Origin of the sequence: Paraburkholderia sp. GAS82 (genome assembly GCF_050436285.1) — a bacterium.
Lineage (GTDB): Bacteria > Pseudomonadota > Gammaproteobacteria > Burkholderiales > Burkholderiaceae > Paraburkholderia > Paraburkholderia phenazinium_B.
Genome location: NZ_JBNDLX010000004.1, coordinates 392,638 through 418,212, shown reverse-complemented (window position 1 = coordinate 418,212; position 25,575 = coordinate 392,638). Strand labels below are relative to the sequence as shown.

The 25,575-nt window shown below is 64.0% G+C and carries 19 protein-coding genes; 13 read left to right on the top strand and 6 right to left on the bottom strand.

Annotated features, from left to right (window positions below; translation table 11 throughout):
• The first annotated feature begins 394 nt into the window (after window positions 1–394).
• From P3T17_RS15280 to P3T17_RS15245, 8 genes are all read left to right on the top strand, one after another.
• The gene (locus P3T17_RS15280) at window positions 395–3,250 is read left to right on the top strand and encodes a sugar ABC transporter (protein WP_429407621.1); all 2,856 of its coding nucleotides are present in this window, start codon (window positions 395–397) and stop codon (window positions 3,248–3,250) included.
• Complete coding sequence (locus P3T17_RS15275) at window positions 3,240–7,367, top strand: tetratricopeptide repeat protein (RefSeq protein WP_429407619.1); 4,128 nt, start codon at window positions 3,240–3,242, stop codon at window positions 7,365–7,367. The genes P3T17_RS15280 and P3T17_RS15275 overlap by 11 nt, the downstream gene beginning before the upstream one ends.
• Before the next feature lie 116 nt (window positions 7,368–7,483).
• Entirely contained in the window at window positions 7,484–8,035 is a 552-nt protein-coding gene (locus P3T17_RS15270) for a penicillin-binding protein activator LpoB (protein ID WP_074265079.1), read from the top strand.
• A gap of 49 nt (window positions 8,036–8,084) precedes the next feature.
• Window positions 8,085–9,509 carry a PelD GGDEF domain-containing protein gene (locus P3T17_RS15265; protein WP_429407617.1) on the top strand — a complete coding sequence of 475 codons (1,425 nt, stop codon included), beginning with the start codon at window positions 8,085–8,087 and terminating at the stop codon, window positions 9,507–9,509.
• Window positions 9,502–10,515, top strand: a complete 1,014-nt coding sequence (locus tag P3T17_RS15260; protein ID WP_429407616.1) for a tetratricopeptide repeat protein — start codon at window positions 9,502–9,504, stop codon at window positions 10,513–10,515. The genes P3T17_RS15265 and P3T17_RS15260 overlap by 8 nt, the downstream gene beginning before the upstream one ends.
• On the top strand, window positions 10,512–12,140 hold the full coding sequence (gene pelF, locus P3T17_RS15255; RefSeq protein WP_429407614.1) for a GT4 family glycosyltransferase PelF: 1,629 nt from the start codon (window positions 10,512–10,514) through the stop codon (window positions 12,138–12,140). Before P3T17_RS15260 ends, pelF begins: the two co-directional genes overlap by 4 nt.
• A complete protein-coding gene (gene pelG, locus P3T17_RS15250; protein WP_074265075.1) occupies window positions 12,140–13,513 on the top strand; it encodes an exopolysaccharide Pel transporter PelG in 1,374 nt (457 codons plus the stop codon). The genes pelF and pelG overlap by 1 nt, the downstream gene beginning before the upstream one ends.
• 9 nt (window positions 13,514–13,522) lie before the next feature.
• Window positions 13,523–14,461 carry an endo alpha-1,4 polygalactosaminidase gene (locus tag P3T17_RS15245; protein ID WP_429407613.1) on the top strand — a complete coding sequence of 313 codons (939 nt, stop codon included), beginning with the start codon at window positions 13,523–13,525 and terminating at the stop codon, window positions 14,459–14,461.
• Between the two features lie 18 nt (window positions 14,462–14,479).
• Here the strand turns inward: P3T17_RS15245 and P3T17_RS15240 are convergent, their stop codons facing one another.
• The 4 genes from P3T17_RS15240 to P3T17_RS15225 form a co-directional block, all read right to left on the bottom strand.
• Window positions 14,480–15,430: a hydroxymethylglutaryl-CoA lyase gene (locus tag P3T17_RS15240; protein ID WP_429407611.1), complete on the bottom strand. Its 951-nt coding sequence runs from the start codon at window positions 15,428–15,430 to the stop codon at window positions 14,480–14,482.
• 22 nt (window positions 15,431–15,452) lie between these two features.
• Window positions 15,453–16,643 carry a CaiB/BaiF CoA transferase family protein gene (locus P3T17_RS15235; RefSeq protein ID WP_429407609.1) on the bottom strand — a complete coding sequence of 397 codons (1,191 nt, stop codon included), beginning with the start codon at window positions 16,641–16,643 and terminating at the stop codon, window positions 15,453–15,455.
• A gap of 132 nt (window positions 16,644–16,775) precedes the next feature.
• Window positions 16,776–17,687 carry a LysR family transcriptional regulator gene (locus P3T17_RS15230; RefSeq protein ID WP_429407608.1) on the bottom strand — a complete coding sequence of 304 codons (912 nt, stop codon included), beginning with the start codon at window positions 17,685–17,687 and terminating at the stop codon, window positions 16,776–16,778.
• 131 nt (window positions 17,688–17,818) lie between these two features.
• Window positions 17,819–18,463 carry a LysE/ArgO family amino acid transporter gene (locus P3T17_RS15225; protein WP_429407606.1) on the bottom strand — a complete coding sequence of 215 codons (645 nt, stop codon included), beginning with the start codon at window positions 18,461–18,463 and terminating at the stop codon, window positions 17,819–17,821.
• Between the two features lie 98 nt (window positions 18,464–18,561).
• Between P3T17_RS15225 and P3T17_RS15220 the strand changes: the two genes are divergently transcribed.
• Window positions 18,562–19,455: a LysR family transcriptional regulator ArgP gene (locus P3T17_RS15220; protein ID WP_074265069.1), complete on the top strand. Its 894-nt coding sequence runs from the start codon at window positions 18,562–18,564 to the stop codon at window positions 19,453–19,455.
• 79 nt (window positions 19,456–19,534) lie between these two features.
• Here P3T17_RS15220 and P3T17_RS15215 read toward each other — a convergent pair whose 3' ends face one another.
• Together P3T17_RS15215 and P3T17_RS15210 are read right to left on the bottom strand one after the other, a co-directional pair.
• A complete protein-coding gene (locus P3T17_RS15215) occupies window positions 19,535–20,779 on the bottom strand; it encodes an MFS transporter (RefSeq protein ID WP_074265068.1) in 1,245 nt (414 codons plus the stop codon).
• Window positions 20,776–21,777, bottom strand: coding sequence for a PRC-barrel domain-containing protein (locus tag P3T17_RS15210; protein ID WP_429407604.1), 1,002 nt, complete (start codon window positions 21,775–21,777; stop codon window positions 20,776–20,778). The genes P3T17_RS15215 and P3T17_RS15210 overlap by 4 nt, the downstream gene beginning before the upstream one ends.
• A gap of 588 nt (window positions 21,778–22,365) precedes the next feature.
• Between P3T17_RS15210 and P3T17_RS15205 the strand changes: the two genes are divergently transcribed.
• From P3T17_RS15205 to P3T17_RS15190, 4 genes are all read left to right on the top strand, one after another.
• The gene (locus P3T17_RS15205; protein WP_429407602.1) at window positions 22,366–23,748 is read left to right on the top strand and encodes an NCS2 family permease; all 1,383 of its coding nucleotides are present in this window, start codon (window positions 22,366–22,368) and stop codon (window positions 23,746–23,748) included.
• Between the two features lie 259 nt (window positions 23,749–24,007).
• The gene (locus P3T17_RS15200; protein ID WP_429407600.1) at window positions 24,008–24,433 is read left to right on the top strand and encodes an ArsR/SmtB family transcription factor; all 426 of its coding nucleotides are present in this window, start codon (window positions 24,008–24,010) and stop codon (window positions 24,431–24,433) included.
• The gene (locus P3T17_RS15195; protein WP_429407598.1) at window positions 24,340–24,768 is read left to right on the top strand and encodes an SRPBCC family protein; all 429 of its coding nucleotides are present in this window, start codon (window positions 24,340–24,342) and stop codon (window positions 24,766–24,768) included. The genes P3T17_RS15200 and P3T17_RS15195 overlap by 94 nt, the downstream gene beginning before the upstream one ends.
• Before the next feature lie 21 nt (window positions 24,769–24,789).
• Entirely contained in the window at window positions 24,790–25,521 is a 732-nt protein-coding gene (locus P3T17_RS15190) for a DUF899 domain-containing protein (protein ID WP_429407596.1), read from the top strand.
• Window positions 25,522–25,575: the final 54 nt, after the last annotated feature.

Here is a 25,575-nt window from a genome sequence, read left to right as displayed (position 1 = left end):
ATCGTTAAATTTTAACAACGGAGATTGGGTGGTTATTAACCTTGGCGGAAACGTTTGCGGGCGCCTATTGGCGGGGGCTTCATCTCATAATTGCCGGCCAACCTGTTGATCTAATTGGCATTGGCGTTATCACTTGTCTCAAAAATAATACTTACTTTATTCGGCGAACGCGCTAAAATGCGCGCCGAATCATCGTATCAAACGATGCCTTTTGCGCGTCGATCGATCCTGTCTGTAGCAGCATGAATCCGGTTACCTGTTTTGTCCCGGGGAGGGGATGCCGCGGGGTAGTGTGGTCAGCATTATGAAGTCGAATCGGTAGATTTGGCCTGAATAGCTGGGCCGTGTATCGCCGGTCGCCAATAAAACATTCAAAGCGATCATAAGAAATCAGATGCGAACGAGGATTGCGCCGAGATTCGGCGCGCAAGTGGGGGCCCCGGGGGTGGTGGCGCTCATCAAACGACTACAGCTGAGTACGCTGGCGACGAGAGCGGTGCGTTGCTGCGCCGCTACACTCATCGTTCTGGCAACGAGCCTCGCGCCGAACCAGGCTGCGTACGCGCAGGCAGCGTCGCCGGCCCATGCCGGCGAGGCGCTTGCCGGCGTCTCCGGCCATCCGGCACAGCCGAACCTGGCGCTTTTCTTCGGTTCGAACGTCCCGGTCGATCTGCTGCAGGCATTCGACGCCGTGGTGGTCGATCCCACGCGTGGTTTTGATCCCGCAGCGCATCCGCTGGCGCATACCGTGTGGATTGCCCGCACGCACCCGTCGGATCCGGGCGTCACACCCAACGCTTTTGCACAATCCCTCGCGCCGCTGTGGCAGCGGGGCTATCGCGGCTTCCTGCTCGACACGCCAGCGGCGATCGCGGCCGCCGAGGCTATTCGTACCACCCATCCGGATGCACGCCTCGTCGTCGCCGGCCCGGACGCGCTGCAAGCGGCGCAAACGCATGCCAAAGCCTTGTACGCGGTGATTGGCGATTCGCTGGTGCGTGGGCTGGGCAACGGCGGTGCACAGCTGCTCGACGTGCCGGACGCCACGCGCGCGAGCCGTGTCGCCGCTGACCGCGCCTTCACGCAGCAGACCGGCGTGCCGGTCATTTCGCTCGAATATTGCCCGCCTGCCGACCGCGTGTGCGCCCGCGCGACGGCGGCCACGGTGCTGGCGACGGGCGTGGCGCCGTATGTGACGGACGCTGCCGCCGATGTGGTCGGTGTGGGAGCGATCGAAGTGCTGCCGCGCAAGATCCTGGTGGTGCAAGATCCGGCTGCGGGTCTGCCGCTGGACGAAACTCCGGGCGTGCGCGATCTCGCGACGCCGCTCAACTATCTCGGCTATGACGTCGAATACGCCGACGCCAATGGCCAGTTGCCCAGCGACATCACCCCGGACCGGTACGCGGGTGTCGTCGCGTGGTTCCAGGGCGACGATCTGCGTGACAGCAGTGCATGGCGCACGTGGGTAGAGGCGCGCATGGCGGCGCACGTCCCGGTCGCATTTCTTGGCCAGTTCGGTTTTGACGCCGAGCAGGACGACGGCGCGGCGCTCGATCTGCTGGCCGTTGCCGGTCCCTTCAACGATCCGCTGGAAATCGTTTCGCGAGATCCGATGATCGGCTTCGAGATCGACCCGAAACCGGGGCCGCGCGACCTCGTCGGTATTCAGGTAGGCGCCGCGAGCCATTCGCTGCTGCGCGTGCGCTCGGGCAACGCCACGCTCGACGAAGTCGCGCTCACGCCGTGGGGCGGCTACGCGATGAACCCGTACACGATCGTATCGCTCAACGGTATCGGTCAGGAACGCTGGGCGATCCAGCCCATTTCGTTTCTCACCGCAGCGTTGCGCCTGCGGCAGATGCCGGCGCCCAACGTGACGACGGAAAACGGCCGGCGCCTCTTCATGACGCACGTGGACGGCGACGGCTTCGCGTCACGCGTCGAATTCCCCGGGGCCGATTACTCAGGCGAAGCGCTTTATGAACAGGTATTCAGCCGCTACAAGATCCCGATGACCCTGTCGGTCATTGAAGGCGAAGTGGGGCCGAAGGGCCTGTATCCGCAGATCTCGCCGCGTCTCGAAGAGATCGCTCGCAAAATGTTCGCACTGCCGTACGTCGAGATTGGTACGCACACCTATTCTCACCCGTTCGAGTGGGAGGACGTCGATGCGACGACGGGTGAGCGGATCGATCGCGGCGGTGGCGATACGGCGTTTTCGCTAAACATCCCGAACTACAAGTTCAATATCGATCGCGAGATTACTGGCTCGATCGACTACATCAACACGCGCCTCGCGCCGCCGGGCAAGAAGACGGTCATCCTGCAGTGGCCCGGCAACTGCGAGCCGCCCGCGATCGTCGTGCGCAAAACCTACGCGGCGGGCGTCCAGAACATCAATGGCGGGGACACGGTCATCACGAAGAGCGCGAACAGCTGGACCAATATCGCGCCGATCGGTGTCGACAAAGGGCCGGGTGCATACCAGGTGTACGCACCGAATCAGGATGAGAACGTTTACACCAATGACTGGCTTGGCCCGTTCTACGGTTTTACGCGGGTACTCGAGACCTTCGACCTGACCGACAAACCGCTGCGCTTCAAGCCGATCGACATTTACTACCACATGTATAGCGGTACCAAGGTCGCATCGCTGCGCGCGCTCGACCAGATTTTCTCGACGGTGCTCAAAGAGCCGGTGCTGCCGGTCAGGATCACGGATTACACGCACAAGGTGCTCGACTGGCATAACTTCGCGGTTGCGCGTGCGATTGCGCCGGCGGGCGCCGCACGCAGCCCTGATTCGAACTGGATCGTGCGTGGCGACGGCGAAGTGCGCGAACTGCGTGCGCCTCCAGGCAGCGTACCGGATCTGCGCGCGTCGGCCGGTGTCACCGGTTACGACGTGGGCGCCGACGGCACATACATTCACTTCGCGGATGGCGCCGCGTCATTTGCGATCACCCAGGCCGATGCGGCGCAGACGGCGAATGCACAACTGCCCTACATCGCCGTCGCCAACGGTTACGTCCGTCAGTTCAAACGTACGGCGCGCGGGATGGCATTCGAGTTTGGTGGCTATTACCAGCCGTTCGTACAACTGGCCAATGCTGGCACCTGCAGTGTCGAGGTTGCCGGCCGGTCCGTGGCTGTACAACGCAACGGCTCGTCCCTGCGTTTCGACACGTCCGCGAGCGCGGATCTGCAGATGAACTATCAACCGGTCGAGGTCAACTGTGCGCGCTGAGCGTCCGCGTATCGCTCCGACCAAGCTCGTCCTGCTGCTTGCTGCAGTGGTGCCGCTGACGATGATCGCGTCGTCGCCGCGCGGTGGCCTGCAGCAACGGCTGGCATCAGTAGGCGCGCCGAGCGATCTGAGTGCTGCCTACCTCGAAGCCTGGTCGAAGGTCCAGCCGAACAACGAGGAATTCCTCTCGCTGCTGGGTGCGCAGTACACGTCGCTCGGGCGGATGGACGACGCCGCCCGGGTAGCCCGGCGGATGGAGGCGCTCGGTTCGACTCACATGCGGCTTGCCGCGATGATGCTGCGGCTGTCGATCGCCGAACAGCGTACGTTCGCGATTCCCGAGGACGACCCCCGCCGCGAAGCCGCGCTTGCGAATCTGCGTGCGCAGTTGACGCAGGCCGCGCGCCTGCCGTGGGCGCCGAAGGATCTCGAATGGCTGGCGCAGCGTTGCGCCGCGGTTGGTTTGCCCGATCTGGCGTTGCAACTCTACACGCGTCTTTCGGCGGGCGACCCGGGCGGGCGCAACGGTTGGGATACGCAGATCACACGCTACGCCATTCAGACGGGCGACTACCGCGCCGGGGCCGATGCCTGGTTCCGCCAGCAGGCCGCGGCGAAGACGCGCGAAGAACAGCGGCGCTGTTTCATTGCGGCGATCCGCACGCTGCAGTCAGGCAATCTGTTGAACGAGGCGCTGACGGCTGCCGATCAACATCTCGGCGCGCTCGATACCGATCCGGCGACCCTCGTGGTGTTGCTCAATCTCGCGCGCGCCGCCAACCGGCCCGATCGCGTCGATTACTACGCGAAGATGCTCGCGCGCTACGCGCAGGCGCAGCCGTCTGGGCCTGACACGGCTCTGGCACAGGATGGTACGGCTGCAATCGCATCGGACGCTCCGCAGGGTGGGGAGCAAGACACGCCGCAGTCGGCGTATGCCTATATGGATGGCCCGCTGCCGACGCACCATGGTTACGCCTCGGTGAGCATGCGCAAGGCGACGGAGTGGTGGGGCGTGATCCGGGTTGCCGCGAGCACGGGTGCAAACCCGGTGCCCACGCCGGCGCCGGGCACGAAGCCCGTTGCGGCGCCGAGCCCCGCGCCGGCCGTTACGGCCACGCTGGCGGCCGCCACGACACCCAGCCCGGCACCCGCCGCGCCGGCCAGTCCCACGCCCGTTGCGCCAGCCGACCCGGCATCCGCCGCGGCGCCCGCACCGGCGTCCGACGGCACCGCGCCGGGCGGCGGCAAGGATCCGAAGGTAGCCGACCTCGTATTCCAGTCGTTCGTCGAATCGGGTGACCTCGCAAATGCCGAGAAAATCGCCCAGCAGCAGGTCCAGCGGGATCCGCGCTCGGTCCTGTGGACGAAGCGTCTTGCGCAGACCGCCGAGTGGGACCGCAATCCGTCGCTCGCGCTGAATGCCTGGCTCGACTATGCAAGACTGTCGAACGACCCTGTAGGTTGGCAAAACGTCCTGCGCATCGCACCGATGCTCGACGACGACAACGCGTATCTTGCGGCCCTCGTTCACGCGTCCCAGGCGTCGCCCGACGATCTGAAGCTGGTCGACAACGTGATCGCGACTTACGAGCGGCTCGGCCGGCCGGACGACGGCCTCGCGTTTTTGCGAGGCTTGCCGCGCGGACACAACGCCGATGCAATCGATCAGCGCATCGGCGCGCTCGCCGAACGCGCGGGCCACGACGATCAGGCGCTCGCGGCGTACCGCGCCGTGCAGTCGCGCGATCCCGGCAACGCGGGCGCGGCGCTGCGTACGGCGAGCGTGCTGTATCGCGAGGGTAATTACGAGGCCTCGTTCGCAGCACTGCAAAGCGCACGCGGTAACGCGAAAGACAGCGATACCGACTACTGGCGCAACTACGCCGAACTCGCACGCCTGTTGCAGCGTGACGCCGAGGCGAGCGAAGCGTACCGTCATCTGCTCGCGGGCGGTGACAGCACGCCGGAAGACCTTGGTGACATGACGTACTTCTTCGATCCGTATCCGATCGATGCAGCACGGGTTGCCGAGTTGCAGTACCGCCGCGATCATTCGCCGCGTGCGCTGCAAAACGCGATCTATTACTACACCGACGCACAGGCGCTCGACCGTGTGGCCGCGCTGCTGGCGAGCCTCACGGAGCAGGAGCGCAACGAAGCGCTGCAGTCGCCCGGCGTACTCGGCGTGCGCGCCGAATACTATCGCCTGACCGACCAGCCCGAGAAGGCGCTCGACGATCTGAAGCACGCGGTCAATCTGCCGGGTGCGACTTCGGACCTGCGCGCGGCCTATTTGTGGACCCTGGTCGACTACGGCACCGACGCGCAGCTGGATGCGACCTTGAAACGCTGGCGTGGCACGGAAGACAGGAGTGCTGCGTTATGGGAACCGTACGCGGCCGCCGAGATGCGCCTGAACCGTCCGGTGCGCGCGCTCGACTATCTGCGGCGCGAATCCGCTTCGTTGTCGCGGGATCCGCTGTGGCTGATGACGTATGCCGACGCCCAGGAAATGGCAGGCCGCCCCGATCTCGCCTGGTCGATCCGTCATAAGGTCTGGCAGCAACTGCAGCAGGATGAAGCGGCACTGGCCAAACTGCACGGCGCGGCACGTGCCGCGCAGCGGGGCCGTTCCGGCCAGGACGCTGAAACCCTCGCGGACATTCGTGGCCGGCGCGTGACGCTCTCGACGGATTTCCAGACCGGCGACGACTCGGCCGCCATGCTGAACGATCTGCTCTCCGGCACCCAGTCGACGGAGAGCGTGAAGCTTGCGCGCCGTTCGCTGCTCGGTACTGCCAAGGGTTTGCCCGGCGCGGCGCCCGAAGCCGGTATCGATACCGCGCAGAATAACCGCCTGCGCGATGCAGTCGCCAAGGACGTAGCGATCGCCTGGGGTGTGTCGCACGAGAGCAATCCGCTCGCGAAGCGCTGGCTGGCCCAGCAATACGCGGCGCGCCTTGCTCAGCCAGCCGATGCGCGTCTCACGATCGCACTCGCGGAAAACGATACCGGCGCGATGGAACAACTGCTCGCGCAGGAGCGCTCGCGCCTGCCGCTGGACGATCGCATCGACGCCGAGGTCGCAACCGACCGGCAGGGCCGGGCAGAGCAGCTCGCCTTCGACGGACTCGACGGCGCTCCCGACAACAACGACGTGCATACGCGCCTGACCGAAACAGCGCTCGACTGGCCGCAGTCGATCGACGCGAGCGTCGTGAACTATGTCGAGCATCCGCTCGACTACGTCGCGCAGACGCTCGCCGGCAGCAAGAAAATCGCCGACCACTACCTGATCGGCGCGACGGAAGTGCAGAACTTCCAGCGCTCGACGGACATTACCCAACTCGTCAATGTTCCGTCCGTCGATCGCTCGCTCAGCTTTTTCCTGCAGCGGCAGACGGTGGATTCAACGGCGAGCGTGACGATCGGCCGCCGCGAGGCGCTCGACAGTTTCTACACGGTGCAGCTCGCAGCGGAAACGGGCCGCAACTCGGATCTGCAGTTCGGCGTGCACGCTGGCCGCAATCAGCTCGCAGACGAGGACCAGTTCCTCCAGATTGGCGGCATGAAGGACAATCTGGTCGGCGACTTCACGTGGCGCGCAACCCAGCAAATCACGATGACCGGTAGCGTCGAAGGCGACCGCTTCTACAGCCAGGCGCGCGATTACATCGGCAGCGGGTTGCTGGAAACCGGTGAAATCAGCTACCGGATCCGCACGGGCTACCCCGATTACACGTTCCGTCTGGTTGGCGAGCACGGCGGTTACGGTGCGAGTGGTTCGGCCGACAGTCTGATTTCGCAGCTCGAGCCGGCGGCCTTGCAGCCGGCTCTCGCCAGCGACTTCATACCGCAGAGCTATACGCAGTATGGCCTGTACTTCGGCTTCGGCAACGACCTGCTCAATCAGTACACGCATGCATGGCGGCCGTTTCTCGACGTGGGCATCGTGCACAACTCGATCCAGGGGTGGGGGCCTGACGTCAGCGTTGGACTCGCGGGTTCGGTGTTCGGCGGCGATCATCTCGCGCTGTATTTCGAGCATCAGTCCGTGTCGCGGCTGGGTACGCCGCAGACGGTGGTGGGTATGCGCTACAACTGGTTTTATTGATCCGGGCGAGGTCGGGGGCGGGCGGCGGGGTTGCCGCAACGCTTATGTAACGTAGATAACGTAGACACAAGCTACGAATTCGGCAAGAAAGACGACATAAACTGAGGAGTGGTTCGATGAGCAAGACTAAAGGATGGTCCCGTATGGCCGGCTGGTCCGCCGCGCTGGCGACATGCGCGCTGTTGCTCGGCGCATGCAGCTCGATCCGGCAGACCGGCATGCCGGCTTTGACGTCACAGGATTCGGTTGCGGTGGTGTCGATGGCTAACTTCACCGAAACGCCGGCCGCCGGTGGCAGCGCAGCTGCGATCGCTGCGAACGTGCTGCGCGCGAACGGTTTCGCGGACGTGCGCCTTGCACCGGTCGACGGCGCGAATACCGCCATGTTCGACACCGCGCAGCGCGACACGGGCGAGAAGCAACTCGGCTGGGCGCGCGATCAGCACATCAAGTACGTGCTGACCGGTGCGGTCGAAGAGTGGCGCTACAAGGTCGGTGTCGACGGCGAACCGGTGGCTGGTCTTACGTTCCAGCTGATCGACGTGACGTCGGGCCAGGTTGTCTGGAGTGCTACGGGCACGCGCAGTGGCTGGAGCCGCTCGAGTCTCTCGAGTGTCGCCACGACGCTGATCGGTGGCCTGCTTGCACCGCTGCACGCGCATTCGTGAGTGACGGCACGCCGTCATCCGCAATTCGCTCCGTCATGAGGAACACGCCGTGAATACAGCTACCGCTACCGCGCAAACCGGCGCCGCCGCGTCGAAACCGCGCCACTCGAATCCGTTCGGCAACCTTGGCGCCGTGCGTCGGCTGGTCGCGCCCGCTGTTACACGGCCCTTCGCCATTGTCGAAACGATCATCTTCATGCTCGTGGTGTTCGGGCTGTGCTGGGCGTTCGACCGTACGGATCCGCTGCTGCTGAATTCGGGTTTCCCGTGGTTGTGGTTCGCGCCGTTCGTGATCGCGCTGCGCTACGGCACGTTGCTCGGACTGCTGGCGAGCGCGATGACGGTGGGCGCATGGTATCTGCTGGGCGGCAGCCACGGCCAGCCGTGGCCCCTGATGTTCTTCACCGGCGGGCTGCTGCAGACCATCGTCGCGGGTCACTTCGGCGATACGTGGGGCCATCGCGCCGCGCGTGCTTCGACCATCAATGATTACCTGAACGACCGTCTCGTGGCGATCACCAACAGCCACTATCTGATGCGCCTGTCGCACGAGCGGCTCGAAAAAGATCTGCTGTCCCGGCCCACCACGCTGCGCGATTCGATTACCGAGTTGCGACGTCTGTCGGTGCTGGGAGAGAGCGGCGCTCAGGACGCCGTCACACCTCCTGCTTCGTTGCGCGCGTTGCCGGGCGCGCATGGTCTGCTCGAATTTGTCGCCCAGGTATGCCAGATCGAAGTCGCGGCGCTGTTCCCGGTGCGCAACGGCCAGGTCGGCCGCGAGGCTGCTGCCCGCGTGGGCGATGACTTCGCGCTCGCGCCGGACGACGAGCTTGTCACGCACGCTATCAGCACGATGAGCGTCGCGCATCTGAAAAGCGAGGATATCCCCGTCGCCCAGTCGCAATACCTGGTGTGCGCGCCGCTGGTCAGCGCCGACGGCCAGTTGCTGGCGGTGCTGGTGATCAAGCGCATGCCGTTCCTGTCGCTGAACTTCGATAACCTGCAACTGCTGCTGGTGCTGCTCGGCTATTACGCGGACGGCGTGGAGCACTCGGGCCTCGTGCAGGGCATCCTTGCCGCTGTGCCTGGCTGTCCGTACGATTTCGCGCTCGACCTTGGACGCCTGACGCGTCTGCAGCGCGACGCCGGAATCGCTTCGTCGATGGTCGCGCTGGCGTTCCCGCGCGACGAAGCGGGCGACTCGCTGTTCGAACACGTGATTCGCCGCCGTCGCGCGCTCGACCTGATGTGGCCGGTGCAAACGGCGTCGCAGTCGGTGCTGGTCAACCTCATGCCTGCAACGGACACGACCGGCATCGACGGTTATCTCGCCCGTATCGAAGGCAGCCTCTCGGCCCAGTTCAACCTGAATCTGGAGAGCGCCCGCGTCGGCGTGCATACGCTGCATCTGGGCACCATGGATCCCGGTCCGGCGCTGCAGCGCCTTCTCAAGCGTAGCGGCCTCGATGTCTAAGCTCATTTCCGCCCTCGTCAACGTGCTGTCGTTCGCCGGCTATGTGCTGGTGGAATACTTCGCGTACCTGAGCTTCCTGCGCGCACCTGCGGGCGTCGATCCGCTGCTGGCCGGCTTTGTCGCGCAGGCGCTGGTTGCGCTCGTGCAGGCGCTGCTGCTGCGCGTGATGCTGCCGTCGCGTTACCGCGAGCCGCGCTTCTGGACGCTCCTGCTGCTGTGGGTGCTGTGCACGTTCGTGCCGCTCGGCGCCGGCTTCGTCCTGCTGGCGAGCTGTATCTGGGCTGCGTGGTTCCCCGGCACGAGAGACAGCGATCAACTGACCGATGTGCCGCGCCCCGAATTCGTCAGCTACCTCGTCTCGCGTGTTTCGCACGGTGGCGGAGCCCGGCTGCAGGCGCGCCTGATCAACACGCAGGTCTCGTCGACCGACCGGCTTACCGCACTCGTCGCAATCCAGAGCATGCCCACCCGCACCACGGGCACACTGTTGCGCGATCTGCTGGCCGATCCGATCGAGGACGTGCGTCTGATTGCTTACGGCACGCTGGACCAGGCCGAGAACGAGATCATGCAGAAGATCTTCACGACCGCTAAAGCCCTCGAACAGGCGAAGGACGACAGCGAGCGCCATGCGATCAACCGGCGCCTCGCCGAACTGTATTTCGAGCTGGTCTATCAGAACCTCGTGCAGGGCGCGGTGTATCGCCATACGCTCGAGCAGGCCGACCGCTACGCACGCGATGCGCTCGCTACCGACGACAAGGACGCGGCGCTGTGGCTGATTCGCGGCCGCCTCGCGCTTGCCGAAGGCCGCCCCGATGAAGCGGGACAGTACATGGAACGCGCCCTCGAACTGGGCTTTCCGCGTGAACGCCTGACACCATGGCTCGCCGAAGTGGCGTTCCTGCGCGGCGACTACGCCCAAACCAGTCAATGGCTCGCGACGCTCGGCAATGCCGCAGCGCTGCCGACGCTCAAACCTGCTGTGACTTACTGGTCATCATGAAAGAGTCCTTGATGCGGCGTGCCGCCGATGCCGATGTCTGCCTGCTGCTGGAAGGCACCTTCCCGTTTGTGCGGGGCGGGGTGTCGAGCTGGGTCAACGAAATGCTGCGCGCGTACCCGCAGACGCGCTTTGCGATTGTCTTTATCGGCAGCCGCGAGCAGGACTATCACGGTGCCGCCTACAAGTTGCCCGACAACGTCGTGCACTTCGAGACCCATTACCTGTATGAGACGGCTTCCGTAGACGCCAGCCGGCCGCGCGAGATTGAAGGCGACGCCGCGGCGTTTGCGAAGTCGGCCGAACTGCACGCGGCATTGCGCGACGTGCGCGGTGCGGATGTGGGCAAGCTGATGGCCGAGATGGTGCCGACGCTCGGCGAACACGGCGCGCTCAACGAAGCGCAGTTTCTGGCGAGCCGCCAGTCGTGGGAGTTCATCGTCGAGCAGTACGAAAAGCACTGCACCGACCCGTCGTTTACCGACTACTTCTGGACCGTGCGGATCATGCACAAGCCGTTGTGGTTACTCGCGAACGTCGCCGAGAAGCTGATACCGGCGAAGGTCTATCACACCATTTCGACGGGGTACGCAGGCTTTCTCGGTGCGCTGCTGCACTACCGCACGGGGCGGCCGCTGCTGATTTCCGAGCACGGTATCTACACGAAAGAGCGCAAGATCGATCTGTTGCAGAGTCAGTGGATTCGCGACAATCGCGGCGCATTCGAGCGTGACATCTCGCGTATCAGCTATTTCCGCGAACTCTGGGTGCGCTTTTTCGAGGCGATCGGCAAGCTCGCGTACGACGCCGCCGACGACATCGTCGCCCTGTACGAAACGAACCGCTTGCGCCAGGTCGCAGACGGCGCGGTTGCCGAGCGCACCCGCAGCATTCCGAATGGCGTGGACGTCGACGGCCTTGCACCGCTTGTCGAGCAGCGCAAGGCAGGGCCGCACAAGGTGGTCGCGCTGATCGGCCGGGTGGTGCCGATCAAGGACATCAAGACGTTTATTCGCGCCATGTTCGTGGCTTCGCGCAGCATGCCCGAGATCGAAGGCTGGATCATCGGGCCGGAAGAAGAAGATCCGGCTTACGCGCTCGAATGCCGTGCGCTGGTGGAGAGTCTGGGGCTGGCAGAAAACGTGAAGTTCCTCGGCTTTCAGCGCATCGACGATGTGCTGCCGAAAATCGACGTCATCGCCCTCACGTCGATCAGCGAGGCGTTGCCACTGGTCGTGCTGGAAGGGTTTGCAGCCGGTATTCCGTCCATCACGACTGATGTCGGCGCATGCCGCCAGATGATCGAAGGACTCGATGAGGAAGACCGCGCGCTCGGCAGTGCGGGCGCAGTGGTGCAGATCGCCAATCCGGCCGCCTTCGCGCAGGCCGTGGTGGCGCTGCTGAACGACGACGCCCGCTGGCAGGCCGCGCAGCAGGCTGGCCTCGCACGGGTGCGCCGCTATTACACGAAGGCGCAGATGACCGACAGCTACCGGACCCTGTACGAGAAGCTCGCAGCGGCCCCGGATGTTCCGCGCGGCTCGCGCAACGCAGCCGCGGGCGGCTGCCCGGTGCACCATGGCGCGCAGACGGGCCCGCGCACCGCTCAAGCCGGGGAGACACGCTAATGGCCGGGATTGGTTTCGAACTGCGCAAGATCCTCAAGCACGACACGCTGTTCGGTGTCGCGCGGGCTTATGCCTACGCGGGCCTGATCAGCTCGGGGCCGTTGATCCTGTCGATCTTCGGTATCCTGATCATCGGGGTGATGAGCCTCGCGTTCGTGATACCGAAATACGCGATCGTGCAGTTTCAGATATCGGTGACGTATCTGATTGCGCTGAGCCTGATTTTGACGGGTCCGCTGCAACTGTCGTTTACGCGTTTCATCTCCGACCGCCTGTTTGAAAAGCGCGACGATCTGGTGCTGTCGAACTACAACGGGGTCGTGCTGGTCAGCACGATCGCTTCCGGGCTGGTGGGCGTAGTGGCGATGCTGGTGGGGTTCAAGAGCGAGCCTTTGGCCTATCGCGTGCTGATGGTGGCCGGTTTCGTGGTGATCAGCAACATCTGGATCGCCGTGATTTTTCTCTCCAGCGTCAAGCAGTACCGGCAGATCCTGTTTGTGTTTCTGATCGGCTACGGCTGCACCGTCGCGTTCGCGCTGATGCTCAACCGGCACGGCCTGTCGGGGCTGCTCGGCGGCTTTGTTGCGGGCCACCTGGTGTTGCTGGGCGGTCTGTCCGGATTGATCTACCGTAACTACCGCAGCGGCCGGCTGATTTCCTTCGAGGTGTTCGACAAGCGCTTCGCTTATCCGACGCTCGCGCTGGTGGGGCTGTTCTTCAATCTCGGCGTGTGGCTCGACAAGTTCATGTTCTGGTATTCGCCAGGCACGGGCGCGCCGGTCATCGGGCCGCTGCATGCATCGGTGATCTACGATATCCCGGTGTTCATCGCCTATGTGTGCGTGATGCCTGGCATGGCGACCTTCCTGGTGCGTATCGAGGCGGACTTCGTCGAGTATTACGACGCGTTCTACGATGCCGTGCGCAGCGGCGCGACGCTGCGCCACATCAACGATATGCGCGACATGATGGTGGGCAGCGTGCGTGCGGGTCTGTATGAGATCATCAAGATTCAGGTTGTCGTGCTGCTGCTGATTTTCGCTTTCGGGTCGAACGTGCTCGCGGCGCTGAATATCTCGCCGCTGTACATGCCGCTTCTCACCGTCGACGTGATTGCGGCCAGTCTGCAGGTGGTGCTGTTGGGTCTCCTGAACGTGTTCTTCTATCTGGATGCACGACGTACGGTGTTGAAGCTGTGTGTGGCGTTTGTGGTGCTCAACGGCGCGCTGACGTGGATCACGTTGCAGATGAGTCCCAATACGTATGGGTATGGTTTTGCTTTGGCGCTGCTGATTCTGGTAGTCGGCGCGGTGCTGACGCTGGATCGCAAGTTCGCCAAACTCGAATACGAAACCTACATGCTGCATAACTGATAGTGCGGGATGCGAATGTTTATGGTGCGCGCGTTGTGCCGCTTCGCTGCCTGGGTGGCCTGCTTCGGCACGGCCGCCGGACTGGGACCTCTCGCGCAAGCCCAGAGCGCCGCTAGCGCGGGGAGTCACGCCGCCACGGCGGCGAATGCTTCCATGCAGCCCTCAGTGGCGTTCTTTTACGGTGACAAGGTACCTGTCGAGGCACTGTCCGGATTCGATGTGGTGGTGGTCGAGCCGGATAGCAACCTCGATCCTGCAATCCAGCATAATCGTCATATCGCCTGGTTCGCGTACGTCAGCGTCGGCGAAGTCACGCCGCAACGCGACTACTACGCGGCGATGCCGCAGGACTGGCTGGCTGGCAATAACCCCGCGTGGGCGTCGAAGGTCGTCGATCAGGACGCACCCGGCTGGCCAGCGTTCTATGTGAAGCAGGTGATTGCGCCGCTCTGGCGTAAAGGCTATCGCGGCTTCTTTCTGGATACGCTCGATTCGTATCAACTGATCGCCAAGACCGATGCAGACCGCGCCCGCCAGCAAGCGGGACTGGTGGAGGTGATCCGCGCGATCAAGAAGCGCTATCCACGAGCCAGATTGATGTTTAACCGCGGCTTCGAGATCCTGCCGCAGGTGCACGATCTCGTGTACGCGGTGGCTTTCGAATCGCTCTACAGCGGCTGGGATCAGCCGAACCAGCGTTATACGACGGTGTCACAGGCAGACCGCGACTGGCTGCTGGGGCAGGCGAGGGTTGTGAGCGAAAAATATGAGTTGCCAGTGATCGCAATCGACTACTGTGCTCCCGGCGACGAACAATGCACGCGCGACACCGTGCTGAAAATCTGCAAGGACGGTTTGGTGCCGTATGTGGCAGACGGCGCGCTGCAGACCGTTGGAGTCGGACGTGCGGGAATCTGCCCTGACGAGATACCGGGCGCGCAGCCCTGACGAGCGGAACGCCGCCGTTCAGGCCGCGGAAGGACGCTGCTCACCCGCATCCGGAGCCGGATGCAGATCGAGCCGCCGACCGGCCTTGAGCAACTGGCTCGGCACGTCGTGGCCGATCAGCCTTGGCAAATATGCGGCAGCCTGCAACACCTGGCTTAGATCGACACCGGTATCGTAGCCGTTCAGTTCCAGCATGTGCACGAGTTCTTCGGTGCACACGTTCCCCGTCGCGCCCGGTGCATAGGGACAACCGCCCAGGCCGCCCAGCGAGGCGTCGAAGCGGTCGATGCCCGCGTCCAATGCAGCCAGCGTATTGGCGAGCGCCATCCCCCGCGTGTTGTGAAAGTGCAGTGTGGTTTCCAGTCCGGCGAATTCATCGCGCGTGCGTTGTGCCAGTTGCCGGACCTGGTTGGGATACGCCATGCCGGTCGTGTCGCACAGCGTGACCCCGTGCACGCCGAGCGTGGCGAAGCGCGCAACCCAGCTCAGCACTTCGTCTTCCGCAACGTCGCCCTCCATGGGGCAGCCAAACGCGGTCGACAGCGACACGTTAATCGCGACTCGCGTGCGGCTCACTACTTTGATCACATCCCGCAGTTGTGCGAACGATTCTTCCCGGCTCATGCGCAGATTTGCCCGATTGTGGCTTTCGCTGACCGACATCACCAGATTGACTTCGTCGACGTCGCATGACAACGCGCGTTCGGCACCTCGCACGTTCGGCACCAGCACGGTATAGACCACACCGGCGCGGCGCTCGATACGATGCATTACCGCTTCGGCATCGCGCAGCGCCGGAATGGCGCGCGGCGAGGTGAACGAAGTCACTTCGATCTTGGCGAAACCGCAGGCACTCAGTCGATCGATCAAGGCAACCTTGTCGTCGGTTTCAATGAAGCGGGCTTCGTTCTGGAAGCCGTCGCGGGTGGCGACTTCCTGGATGTACAGGCGAGGGCGGGTGGCGTTCATCGAAGGTCTCCTGAATGCTTGTTCAGATGATGCCGCGTTCGCGCAGCGCAGCGCGTTTGGCGTCGTCCAGGCCGAGGGTGGCGAGCACCTCATCGGTATGCTGGCCGAGTTCGGGCGCGAGTGTGCGGATCGTGCCCGGAGTGGCGTTCAGTTTCGGCAAAACGCCGGGGACTTGCACCGGTGTGCCGTCGGCGAGCGTGCTATCCACGATCATTTCGCGGGCACGGTAGTGCGGATCGGCGGCAATGTCGGCGACATCGTAGATCTTGCCGGCCGGAATGCGCGCTTCGTTCAGATGCGCCAGCACTTCGTCAAGCGAACGCTGTTCCGTCCAGGCGCTTATGGCTGCATCGATCCGTTCGACGTTCGCGACCCGGCCATCGTTTTGCGCGAGCGCCGGATCCTCACCGAGGTCGGGGCGCTCGATCACTTCCATCAGACGCCGGAAGATGCTGTCACCGTTGCCGGCAATCAGCGCGAATTTGCCGTCGCGGCAGCGGTAGGCATTGCTCGGCGCAATGCCTGGCAGGCTGCTGCCCGCCGCCTGGCGGACCGCGCCGAACACGGAGTATTCGGGCAGCAGGCTCTCCATCATGTTGAAGACTGATTCGTACAGGGCGACATCGACCATCTGGCCTTCACCGCCGTTCTGGTCGCGATGACGCAACGCCAGCAGGATGCCGATCACGCCATGCAGGGCGGCGAGCGAATCGCCGATCGACACGCCGACGCGCACCGGTGTGCGGCCCGGTTCGCCGCTCAGGTGACGCAGGCCGCCCATTGCTTCGCCGATCACGCCGAAGCCAGGCAGGTCGCGATACGGGCCAGTCTGGCCGTAGCCGGAGACGCGCAGCATCACGAGCCTGGGGTTCAGTGCATGCAGTGTGTCCCAGCCGAGGCCCCAGCCTTCGAGTGCGCCAGGGCGGAAGTTTTCGATGACGACGTCGGCCTCGGCGGCGAGGCGTCGTGCAATGTCCTGGCCTTCAGGGTCTCTCAGGTTCAGCGTCACCGAACGTTTATTGCGCGATTGCGCTGCCCACCATACGGAGGTGCCTTCATGCAGCATGCGCCATTTGCGCAGCGGGTCGCCCGTCACGGGCGTTTCGATCTTGATGACGTCGGCGCCGAATTCGGCGAGCATCCGGCTCGCGAACGGGCCTGCAATCAGTTGTCCGAGTTCAAGGACGCGGATCCCGTCGAGCGGTCCAGCCATGCTGCGTCTCCATCGTGTGTGTTCCGTTGAACAGGATAGTGACGCAGCGCGGCGGCGCTGGGAATGTCGGATTCTTCACGGACCCTTTCCCGGGTGGAAAGGGCGCAGCGGCGCCTGCCGGCCAGGCGCCGCTCAGCCTGCGGCCGCCGGCATGGCCGCCATGAAATCGAACAGCCTGGCTGCCTCCGGTGTGAGCGCCTTGGCGTCCTTCGCACCGATCCACAGCGTGCGTTCGGACCAGGTGTCGGTCAATTGCACGGCGCGCAGGCCCGCTGCGAGGATTTCCGGGCGCACTGCCGCGGCGGGCAGCATGCCGATGCCGAGGCCGGCTTCAATCATCCGGCAGATGCCGTCGAAACTGCGCATCTGGATGCGCAGCCGCAGCGGCTTTTCGGCGGCGAGCGCGGCGTCCATCATTCGCAGCAGCAACGAGCTGCCGGCGTTCAGGGCGACGTAGTCGTATTCGAGCGTGTCGGCAAAGGCGATCTCTTTGACGCCCGCCAGCGGATGGTCCGCGGGGACCAGTATGATCAACCGATCGCGCCGGTAGACGCGCTTGTCCACCATCGGCGCGGGGACGTTGTCCGCGAATACGCCCAGATCGGTGCGGCCCGCGCCGAGCGCTTCGATCACCTCGCCGCTCAGGCGTTCTTCGAGCGTGACCTTGACGCTCGGGTTGTCGGCGAGAAAGCGCTGCAGATCGGTGGGAAGGAACTGCACGATGGCCGATGTGTTGGCCCAGATCCGTACATGACCGCGTACGCCGACGGCAAAGTCGCTCATTTCGCTCGCCATGCGGTTGACCTGGTCGAGCACCTGAAGCGCGTGATTCAGCAGCCCGTGGCCCGCCGGCGTGAGTTCGACGCCGCGCGGATGGCGCACGAGGAGGGTGCAGTCGGTGGCCCGTTCGAGATCGGCCATGCGCTTGCTGATGGCGGAGAGCGTCATGTGGCTGCGTTCGGCCGCGCGGGTCAGGCTGCCGGTTTCGGCGACCGTCAGAAACACGCGCAGGGAATGCAGATCGAAGTGCGTCGGATTGACCATGAGGGCGGCGAATAGGCAAAAAAGCGGGACAGGAAGCACGATTCTACGGCTTCCTGTCCCGCTGATTGTCGTTTGTTTGCCCTGTAGAGGTCCTCGTGTTTGCCGAGTGCTTCGCTCTGCCTGGCGTTGGCCTAGCGCAGTTGCGTGACGGCAAGCAGCAGAACCATGCTGCCGATTGCGCCGTCGAGTACGCGCCAGGCCGTCGCACGGCGAAACAGGGGAGCGAGTGCTCGCGCGCCGTAGCCGAGGCCGACGAACCACACGCCGCTGACCGCCATCGCACCGAGCGCGAAGGCCACCCGGCCAGTTTGTGCTTCGCGGGCGCCGGCGGTGCCGATCAGGAGGAAGGTGTCGAGATACACATGCGGGTTGAGCCACGTGAAAGCGAGCGTCATCAGGATGATCGGCATGGCGCGTTGTGCGGATGTCGCTGTGGTTGCCGGCGCGTTGGCCGGGTCACCGGACGCGCTGACATCGAGCACGGCATGGCCGGGACGCAACGCGCGACGCAACGCGTTGATGCCGAACCAGGCGAGATAGGCGAGCCCGACGTACAGCATGGCATGGACGAACACCGGATAGCGCTCGACCAGCGCCGATGCGCCGCCCACCCCCGCACCGATCAGGATGAAGTCCGATACCGCGCACAGCAGCACGATCTTGCCGACGTGCGAGCGCATGATGCCCTGGCGCAGCACAAAGGCGTTCTGGGCGCCGATGGTGACGATCAGCGACGCGCACAGCGCCGCTCCGTGGGAGAAAGCAAGCCAATCCATGAGAGATCCAGTAGACGGATGAGACGAATTGGCGCTAGTCTGCGGTTTTCCAGCTCGTAAGAGAAGCTAATTCAGTTAATGCCGATTAAGGAATGCTAATGCTCGACTATGCTTTGCTGGATGCGCTGGCTGCTGTAGTGCGCCACGGATCGTTCGACCGCGCGGCGAGCGAGCTGAACGTGACGCCGTCGGCGGTGTCGCAGCGTGTGAAATTGCTGGAGGAGCGGGTGGGCAGCGTGCTCGTCAAACGCGGCCAGCCGTGTGTGGCGACGACTTCGGGCGCGCTGCTGTGCCGCCATACGGAGCGGGTGCAGTTGCTCGAATCGGAACTGACGGGGCGATTGCCTGCGCTGCCGGGAGCGTTGGTCGAGTCCTGGCCGACCTTGCGCGTGGCGGTCAATGATGACAGCGTCGGCACGTGGTTTATCGATGCGGTGGCGGGGTTCTGTGTGGAGCGGGAGATGCTGCTCGATCTCGTCATCGACGATCAGGATCATACGGCGCAGCGGATTCGCGACGGCAGCGTGCAGGGCGCGGTGACCACGCAGGCGGAGCCGGTGCAGGGTTGCCGGTCAGTACGGCTTGGACGGATGCGTTATCTGGCCGTGTGTGCGCCGGATTTCTTCGAGCGCTACTTCGCCGATGGGGTCACGCGCGATTCGCTGCGGCGCACGCCTTGCATCGACTTCAATCCGAAAGATCAGCTGCAGAAGCGCTTTATGCGCCGGATTACTCGCGCGGAGGTCGATCCGCCGTTGCACTGGATTCCTCACGTTGCGGGCTTTCTCAGAGCGTGCGCCACGGGAATGGGGTGGGGCCTGTGTCCGGAGCGGATGATCGCCTCGCATCTCGAGAGCGGCGAACTCGTGGATATGGCGCCCGGTAAGCCCGTCGATGTGGATCTGTACTGGCAGAGCTGGCGGCTGTCGATCGGATGGCTGGACGATTTCGGCACGGAGTTGCGCAAGCGGGCAGCGGAGTTACTGGATTGAACCGGCTGGCTGATGCAAACAAAAAAGGCCGGTATCGCTCGCGCGACACGGGCCTTTCTGCGCAACAGACCCACTGTAATTACCGCGCCTCCGGCACCCCTTCCGCCTCCGGCACAGTCTCGCTCTCACGCGTCTCCGGCATGGCCGCCCACACGAGCAGCACCGCCAGCGCCCCAGCCGCGGCGAGCCCAAAGAAGCTGACCGTATTGCTGAACCGGTCCGCAATGAAACCCGCCGCTGCCGTGCTCAACGTCGCACCGATCCCGGCCGCCAGACCGAACAGCCCGATACACAGGTTATAGCGACCCTTGCCGCCGGCGACGTCTGCAGCGATCAGCGGCAGCATCACCCCGAACACCGCTGCACTCAAGCCATCGAGCATCTGCACCGGCACCAGCAGATAAGGGCTGCTGATTCCGGCAAACAGCAGCGCGCGAACCGGCAGCGCAGCGAAGCCGAACAGCAGGATCGGCCTGCGGCCCCAGCGTTGTGCCGAACGTCCTACCCACGGCGACATCATCGCCACGATCGCCTGCGGCACGATGATGCAGGCCGCAATCACGAGCTGCACGTTGTCTCCCATGCCGGCAGTCACTTCACCGGCCGCGAGGTTGAGCATCGCCGCATTCGACAGGTGGAACAGCACGATACAGGCCGCGAAGATCAGCATGCGCTTGTCGCGCAGCAGTTCGCGCAGGCTCTCGCGCTTTTCATCCGCGTCCGGAACTGGCTTGGCTTGGGGCATGGCGTCGACGGTGCCGGTGTTCTGCACCATGCTCAGCGCAATCAGCGCGGGCATGGCGAGCGCAGCGGTCAACCAGAACACCGCGCGCGACGAGAAGTACTCGCCGAATAACCCCATCAACCCGGCCGCAATCGCACTGCCGATAGACGCCCAGCGCGCATTGCGCCCGAGCCGGTCGCCAAGGTTCTGGCGTCCGACCAAAGCGAACGAGATCGCGGCCATGGCCGGCACCAGCATGCAGCTCGCGAAGCCGTGGAAGACTTCCGCGGCGATCACGGGTAGCACGGTTGGACTGCTGGCGAGCAGCACCGCGGAGAAGATAATCGCGAAGATCGCCCAGGCGGCAGCGCCTTTCTTGTTCTTCATCGCGTCGACAGCGGCGCCTGCCGGCACCTGGCTCACCATCGCGCTGATCGTACCCACCGAGAGCGCCATACCGATCTCGCCCTGGGTCCACTTGTGCGAGGCGAGGTAGGACGCGATGAACGGACCAAAGCCGGTCTGCACGTTCGCGACGAAGAAATTCATCCAGTCGAGCGCGCGCAGGCTGCGTGTTGTAACCATAAGCCGGCCTGTCATCGGGCCGCCCGTGCGGTAGATGCAGTCGCGGTAGATGATGCAGCGGCGGCGGGCGCAGGCGCAGGCGTGGCCGGCGGCGCGGGTGGGGCAGGCGAAACGGCGCGGATCGGTTGATCCGACGCATACGGCGGCGACGCGGCGATCGCTGCATCGCTCAGGTCCATCAGCGGATAGAGCGTCTTGTCTTTTACCGCAAATCGCAGCGCCGACCAGTTCGCCGCAATCGTGCGGCGGTCGGCGCTCACCATGCCGCTCACATCGAGCACGACTGCTTGCGGCTGGGCATTGGCGTCGATCAGCACGTCGATCACGCGGCCGACTTTCGCGCCGTTAGGGCGCTCAACCGTGGCGTCGAGCAACGGCAAACGTGTGGCGGTTGCGGTGCCGGCCGCTGCCGCGGCGGCCTTTGCGCGGTCGGCCGGCGGCGCCTGACCCGGAGCGAGATTCAGCGTGATGGGCGCGGTCTTCGCGCCCGGCGTGAAGCGGAATACGTTCCATGGGAAATTGACCTTGCGGTCGCCGACCCCGAGGAAGCCCTGCAGATTGACGATCATCTCGATCGGCTTGCCGCTCGGGTCGGTGACGAGATCGACGGCGCGTCCCACGACCTTGCCGTCGGGCTTCTGCACTTCGCTGTCGAGCAGTCCGTGCGCCTGGTTGCGATCGATCACCCGCGTCACGATCAGCGGCGCAGGCGTGGGCGGCGGCGGGGCGGGCGTAGCGACCGGCGGCGGAGGCGGTTCCTCCTTCTTCGGCGGCGGCGCAGGCGGGCGCTTGGGTTTGGCCGGCGTTTCGGGCTTGCTGGTTTCCGTCTGCACCGTCGTCTCAGGCGGTCCGGCTACGAGGGTGGAACTGGCGGGTTCGACGAGATCCGGGACGGCCTCGGTGATCGGCGCCTGCTGCGGTCCGCGCAGCAGACTGCAACCCGACAGGGCGACAGCCGCGAGGACGAGAAGGATCGGGTAACGGAAAGCTGGACGTCGAAAACCGCCACTCATCAAGAAAGACTCCATGGGCGCGAGCGAAGGGTGCGATTGGCTTGCCGCACTCTCCACCGCTGCAATTGAAACGGCGAATGGCTCAGAGTTTAACCCGCTGCACGCTGCGTTCCGGCACAAGGCCACTGCAAAGCAGCCGGCCGGCGACGTCGACGGGACATCTCCCGGCCTGCGGTCCGCGCAAAGCGGGACCACAGGCATACGACACATGCGTTACAGACCGTAGGTGTAAACACGCGGGCCGAAGCCGCGTGCCGCCGTGCCTTAAACGATATAAGCATCGCGACATGACCGGCATGCCATTCATGCGATGGGAGACATATTGGTATTCGCCTACATTTCGGGACAGCAAATGACGAACGGTGCTAACGCGGGTTTGACTTTGCCGGTTTAACGCGATGAGCAGATGGCCGATTGTAAGGGATGTCGGGAATCTTCGGATCAAAGCGGGCCGGCCTGAAACACAGACTATCCGCCGCGACGAACGTTCAAAACCTTGCCCACCACATTACATAAACGCAACGAGACGAACCTGATGACAGCCGGTGCCCCGGCTGTTTCAGCATGCTGATAAAGGAGGCACTCATCATGATGGAACCCCACGCCCAGCCGATTTCCGATGTCGGCGTCGAAAGCTTCGACTCCAAGGGCTTTCTGGACCGGTACTTTGAAATCTCCTCGCGCGGCAGTTCGCAGCGCCAGGAAATCATTGCCGGCGTCACCACTTTTCTGGCGATGGTCTATTCGGTGTTCGTCGTGCCGGGCATGTTCGGCAAGGCGGGCTTCGACACCAGCGCGGTATTCGTGGCCGTGTGCTTGACGACGGCATTCGGCTCGCTGCTGATGGGCATCTGGGCCAGGCTGCCGATCGCCATTGGCTGCGCGATCTCGCTGACCGCCTTCACCGCCTTCGGTCTCGTGCTCGGCAAGGGCCTGCATCCGACCGTGGCGCTCGGCGCCGTGTTCCTGATGGGGATCGTCTTCACTGGCATTTCGGTGACGGGCGTGCGTTCGTGGATCCTGCGCAATCTGCCCTCGGGCGTGGCGCACGGCACGGGTATCGGCATCGGGCTGTTTCTGCTGCTGATTGCGGCCAACGACGTTGGGCTCGTGGTCAAGAACCCGGGTGCGGGTCTGCCGGTGTCGCTCGGCAATATCACGGCGCTGCCGGCGCTGATGTCGGTGGCGGGGTTGGCTGCGATCTTCGGGCTGGTGCGCCGTCGCGTGCCGGGCTCGATCCTGATCGTGATCGTCGCGATCTCCGCGCTTGGCCTGCTGATCGATCCGGCGGTGACGTATCACGGCGTGTTTGCGCTGCCGTCGCTGAGCGCGCCGGGTCATGCTTCGCTGATCGGTGCGATGGACATCAAGGGTGCCTTGTCGTTGGCAGTACTGCCTAGTGTGCTGGCGCTGGTGATGACAGCCGTGTTCGATGCGACCGGCACGATCCGCGCTGTCGCAGGGCAGGCGGGACAACTCGATGCCAACGGCCGCATCATCAACGGTGGCCGTGCGCTGACGGCGGACTCACTCAGCTCGATCTTCTCGGGCTTCCTCGGCGGCGCGCCGGCTGCGGCCTACATTGAATCGACCGTCGGTGTCGCAGCAGGCGCGAAGACGGGGATGGCCGCGGCTGTTGTCGGTCTGCTGTTCCTCGTCGTGATGTTCTTCTCGCCGCTCGCCGGTCTGGTGCCTTCATATGCGACGGCTCCTGCGCTGATGTACGTCGGTCTGCTGATGCTGTCGAGCGTGAGCAAGCTGAATATGGACGACATGGTCGATTCCATGTCGGGTCTGGTGTGCGCGGTTTTCATCGTGCTGACCGCCAACATCGTGACCGGCATCATGCTCGGCTTCAGCACGCTGGTGATCGGCCGTGTCGTGAGCGGCGAGTATCGCAAGCTGAACGTCGGTACGGTAGCGATCGCAGTTGTTCTGGCCGCGTTCTATCTTGGTGGCTGGGCGATCTGATCGCGGCTCTTGCCGCGGTCCCTGGTAGTCCTTGTTTTGACGCGTGAGCAGGGTGGTCTGGGCAGCCCTGCTTGCGTGAGTAGTCGCTTTAATCTCCACCCTTGACGCGGCGTGTTGCAGTCTTTTGGGCTGTGATGCGCCGCGTGTCTTTTTTTCCTCCACGCTACCCTCACGGGTCTGCGCACATCTCCCGCATCTTTTCCCGCACCTCAAGCACTGTCGCCTTGACATCCACAATCGCGCGACTACACTTAACCTCATGGTTAAGTTTTCAGAAGATCTTCTCGACCGCACGTTTGCCGCGCTTTCCGACCCCACGCGGCGGGCGTTGCTCGCGCGCCTGTCCACCCATCTCGACCTGTCGGTCAGCGAACTCGCGCAGCCGTTCGAGATGTCGTTGCCGGCGGTGATGAAGCATCTCGACGTGCTGTCCGAGGCCGGCCTCGTCACGCGCACGAAAACCGGCCGCACGGTGGCGTGCCGGTTGTCCGCGGGGCCCATGGAGCAGGCCATGCTGTGGTTGAACCGCTATGAACGCTTCTGGAGCGAGCAGCTCGATCGTCTCGCCGCTTTTGTCGAGCAGGAGGAGGCATGTCCACCCGTCCCAGTCTCACGCTCCGGCGCCGTCTCAACGCGTCGCCCGGCAAAGTCTTCCGGGCCTGGACGCAGCCGGCGCAAATCCTGAAGTGGATGCACCCGAGCGGCAACGAGATGATTCACGCTGAAGTCGATGCGCGGGAGGGCGGTAGTTTCCGGCTCGTGATGCGCGGCACGGACGGCGCGGAACACGAAGCCAGTGGCCGCTATCTGGAAGTCGTGGCGGACGCGAAGCTGGTTTTCACGTGGAGCTGGCGCTCGGCGCCGGAGAGCGAGTCGTTCGTGACGGTGGCGTTGCGCCCCGACGGTGACGGCACACTGCTTACCTTGACGCATGCCCAGTTCCTTGACGAAGAGACGCGCGACCAGCACGCAGAGGGCTGGACGTCCACGCTGGATGGACTCGAGCGTTACCTTGCCTGACCACTGAGGAAGGAGATGCAGATGGAACCGCATAGCACTGTCTCAAGAGAAGAATGGCTGGCTGCGCGCCGTGCACTGCTGGCTGAAGAAAAGGCATTCACACGCGCACGCGACGAGCTCAACCGCAAGCGTCTGGCGCTCCCATGGGTCAAGGTCGACAAGACCTATACCTTCGATACGCCGCAGGGTCGCAAGACGCTCGCGGAGCTGTTCGACGGGCGCAGCCAGCTGATCGTCTATCACTTCATGCTGGGCCCGGAATGGAAAGAGGGCTGCCCCGGGTGCTCGTTTCTCTCGGACAGTATCGATGGCGTGTTGCCGCATCTCGAGCATCACGACGTTTCGTATATGGCCGTTTCGCGCGCACCGCTCGAGAAGATCGAAGCGTTCAAAAAGCGCATGGGCTGGCGCTTTCGCTGGGTCTCGTCGCATGAGAGCGATTTCAACTTCGACTATCACGTGTCGTTTACGCCGGAGCAGGTCGCAAACGGCAAAGGCTTCTACAACTTCGAAGAGCAGGAGATTTCCGGTGACGAGGCACCCGGCCACAGCGTTTTCTACAAGGACGAGGCCGGCAATATTTTCCACACGTATTCAAGCTACGCGCGCGGTGGCGAGCCGTTTATCGGCACGTACACGCATCTGGATATCGCGCCGAAGGGGCGTAACGAAGTCAGGAATCTCGGCGAGTGGGTCAAGCACCATGATCGCTACGAGGACGCGCCGCGCGGTTGTCCGGCATGCGGTTCGTGATGAGGGGATAGGGCGGTGGAGCAGGCGGCGTGCGGTTGAGCGGACAGCATCCGC

What these genes read in the sequence shown, in the direction of transcription:
- P3T17_RS15280 (WP_429407621.1), top strand. Translation starts at nt 395, where the DNA reads ATGCGAACGAGGATTGCGCCGAGATTCGGCGCGCAAGTGGGGGCCCCG.
- P3T17_RS15270 (WP_074265079.1), top strand. Translation starts at nt 7,484, where the DNA reads ATGAGCAAGACTAAAGGATGGTCCCGTATGGCCGGCTGGTCCGCCGCG.
- P3T17_RS15260 (WP_429407616.1), top strand. Translation starts at nt 9,502, where the DNA reads ATGTCTAAGCTCATTTCCGCCCTCGTCAACGTGCTGTCGTTCGCCGGC.
- pelF (WP_429407614.1), top strand. Translation starts at nt 10,512, where the DNA reads ATGAAAGAGTCCTTGATGCGGCGTGCCGCCGATGCCGATGTCTGCCTG.
- pelG (WP_074265075.1), top strand. Translation starts at nt 12,140, where the DNA reads ATGGCCGGGATTGGTTTCGAACTGCGCAAGATCCTCAAGCACGACACG.
- P3T17_RS15245 (WP_429407613.1), top strand. Translation starts at nt 13,523, where the DNA reads ATGCGAATGTTTATGGTGCGCGCGTTGTGCCGCTTCGCTGCCTGGGTG.
- P3T17_RS15240 (WP_429407611.1), bottom strand. Translation starts at nt 15,430, where the DNA reads ATGAACGCCACCCGCCCTCGCCTGTACATCCAGGAAGTCGCCACCCGC.
- P3T17_RS15235 (WP_429407609.1), bottom strand. Translation starts at nt 16,643, where the DNA reads ATGGCTGGACCGCTCGACGGGATCCGCGTCCTTGAACTCGGACAACTG.
- P3T17_RS15230 (WP_429407608.1), bottom strand. Translation starts at nt 17,687, where the DNA reads ATGGTCAATCCGACGCACTTCGATCTGCATTCCCTGCGCGTGTTTCTG.
- P3T17_RS15225 (WP_429407606.1), bottom strand. Translation starts at nt 18,463, where the DNA reads ATGGATTGGCTTGCTTTCTCCCACGGAGCGGCGCTGTGCGCGTCGCTG.
- P3T17_RS15220 (WP_074265069.1), top strand. Translation starts at nt 18,562, where the DNA reads ATGCTCGACTATGCTTTGCTGGATGCGCTGGCTGCTGTAGTGCGCCAC.
- P3T17_RS15215 (WP_074265068.1), bottom strand. Translation starts at nt 20,779, where the DNA reads ATGACAGGCCGGCTTATGGTTACAACACGCAGCCTGCGCGCGCTCGAC.
- P3T17_RS15210 (WP_429407604.1), bottom strand. Translation starts at nt 21,777, where the DNA reads ATGAGTGGCGGTTTTCGACGTCCAGCTTTCCGTTACCCGATCCTTCTC.
- P3T17_RS15205 (WP_429407602.1), top strand. Translation starts at nt 22,366, where the DNA reads ATGATGGAACCCCACGCCCAGCCGATTTCCGATGTCGGCGTCGAAAGC.
- P3T17_RS15200 (WP_429407600.1), top strand. Translation starts at nt 24,008, where the DNA reads ATGGTTAAGTTTTCAGAAGATCTTCTCGACCGCACGTTTGCCGCGCTT.
- P3T17_RS15195 (WP_429407598.1), top strand. Translation starts at nt 24,340, where the DNA reads ATGTCCACCCGTCCCAGTCTCACGCTCCGGCGCCGTCTCAACGCGTCG.
- P3T17_RS15190 (WP_429407596.1), top strand. Translation starts at nt 24,790, where the DNA reads ATGGAACCGCATAGCACTGTCTCAAGAGAAGAATGGCTGGCTGCGCGC.